Source organism: Desulfurobacterium sp., assembly GCF_027028515.1.
Taxonomy (GTDB): Bacteria; Aquificota; Aquificia; order Desulfurobacteriales; family Desulfurobacteriaceae; genus Desulfurobacterium_A.
On record NZ_JALVIW010000005.1, the window covers coordinates 1 to 2,110 of the forward strand.

Consider the following 2,110-nt stretch of genomic DNA (forward strand, 5'->3'; position numbering starts at 1 on the left):
TCTAAAAATACGGACAGCATACCTGTAGTTCTTGTCTGGAGTAGCTGAATGATAAAGTGCAACGGCATTTGCGTTGTATCCAAACTTTTTAACATTTTCTCCAACTATATCACAGCAGATTTTTGCCGATTCATTTATATCAAAGGCTTTTTGTATAAGGTTTTTATACCTCTTATGCCACACACCGTAGTTGATCTGAAAAGGCCCAAGGTCAATATTTTTAAATCCCAGTTTCACAAGGTAGTCGGCAAAGAGTACACACACTTCTCTGCTGGGACATCTATATAATGTTCCCCATCCCTTTATACGAACTACCGGTGAAGAGGCCAGGTGGTATTTCTGTACCTGTCTGTTAAAGAAATCCAGAACTTCTCTTCCGGGTTTTCGGCCGTTAATCCTTACAACATAAGGGTAGATAAGGTTGCCTTCCCTGTATCCTTCAGCGAGAAGAATGGCTTTAACTACGGCCTCTTCTACTCCCTTTTTCTTGCAGTATTCCCGCCAGGTTTCCCCGTAAGAAACAACAGGTATCAGCAAAAACAACAGTAATAGTAGTACTCTCATTGTTCCACATAAGAAATTAGGTTTTTCAATAGGGTTTTCCTGTCTTTGTCAACCGGTATAAATGTAGGCTCTTTAAACAGCAGAGAACCGTCCTTTAAAACCTGTTTACTGCCGAATTTAACCATAACATACCTGTTTTCAGCTCTATCCTTAAAGAACATAACGAGCCTGCTGTTTCCAAGTACCCCGTTGTAGAAAAAGTGGCTGTAAACATAAGAATAAAACGAATCAACAGTTTCGTATATAGAGCAGTTTCTAACTTCTTCCACTATTACGAAATATACAGGATTTTCATACTTTACAATACCTGGAATTATTGTAGCAATACAGAAATTCTTGTTTGGTTTCTCTTTCCACGACTTGAACTTTTTCGGGTAGAGGAATATTTCCTTCTCTCCCGGAATAACCTGTTCCATAGTTTCTTTTCCTTTAGTTCAGGTATAATTAATTTTATCACAGGTGTTAAACTGTTATTCGGGAGAGGAAAAAATGAAAGCCAATTTGAAAAAGATAGGCTTTTCTCTTATGGGAATATCTTTTCCTGTAAAGTACATTCTTGTCTATAGTGGACATGTAGGACTGGGATTTGTCATTTCCCTCCTTTTATACTACATAGGATCAGGACTTGTATTCCGTGAGTTCTACATAGAAAACAACAAAGAACTGCTAAAATCCTTTTCCGTTGTAATAGGTTCATACATAGCTTCCCAAATTTTTCTTATATTCGGAAAACAGAGTTTGATACTTCTTCTGTTTTACTTTTTCTTCTATCTGCTTTACCTGATATATTTTTACAGGTTTTCCAAGCAATACATAAAGAAAACCGTTGAGGAATTTAATTACTGGTTTATAATGCTTTTAGTGATGTCTTTTATGATATTTGACTTGACCTTTTTAATTTACTTTTATCTCGCAAAAGTATCTAAAAGTCTAACCGACGGGAGCAAAGTACCATAAAGATTCTCCGTATGGCGTAGGTGTAAAGAAACTTATGCAGTTTTTTCCGATTATTTCTTCACGGAAGGAAACCGGAGCTACTGCTACACGGTGGGAAATTCCACTAACCCGTATTACAGCCAATCTTTTTTCGTTTTCGAAATACAGGTTTTCAACAAATACCTGATTTAACTGAATAGAATTTTTTATACTTGTATTTAACATGTAGTCTGAAAAGTATCTATCAATGTATGAGTTTATAAAGTTTTCGGTTCGCCTGCTGTATTTAAAGTAAACTCCGGTTTCTTTCAAACGGTTCTTTTTAGAGAAATAGTTATAGCTTGTAATTATCAGGCCAGAACTTATACCACAAACAATTTTTTCGTGTACGGAGTCAAAGATAATATTAAAGTATCCACCGTAAGTCTGAAAGATACGGCTGTTGGTATAGATAAACTCTTTTACAGCTTCGTAGTCAATGAACGGGTTGTAGGTATTCATTATTAATGTAACAAGTACCCCCTTTTTTAATTTCGGTTCAATTTGTAAAATACGACTTTTGTAAACATAGCTTCCCACAAAAGGAACACTTGCTATCAAGACTTTATTC

4 protein-coding genes are annotated in these 2,110 nt (G+C 35.9%); 1 reads left to right on the forward strand and 3 read right to left on the reverse strand.

The features are described from left to right. The coding region (locus tag MV676_RS00355; protein ID WP_297444255.1) for a hypothetical protein at positions 1–564 on the reverse strand (564 nt) is incomplete at its 3' end. Further along, positions 561–980, reverse strand: coding sequence for a hypothetical protein (locus tag MV676_RS00360; protein WP_297444256.1), 420 nt, complete (start codon positions 978–980; stop codon positions 561–563). The genes MV676_RS00360 and MV676_RS00355, both read right to left, overlap by 4 nt. Positions 981–1,053: 73 nt before the next feature. Here MV676_RS00360 and MV676_RS00365 point away from each other — a divergent pair, with 73 nt between their 5' ends. After that, a complete protein-coding gene (locus MV676_RS00365; protein ID WP_297444257.1) occupies positions 1,054–1,521 on the forward strand; it encodes a hypothetical protein in 468 nt (155 codons plus the stop codon). Here the strand turns inward: MV676_RS00365 and MV676_RS00370 are convergent. Next, a partial coding sequence (locus MV676_RS00370) for a hypothetical protein (RefSeq protein ID WP_297444258.1) occupies positions 1,495–2,110 on the reverse strand: 616 nt, incomplete at its 5' end. The two genes, MV676_RS00365 and MV676_RS00370, sit on opposite strands and share 27 nt — an antisense overlap.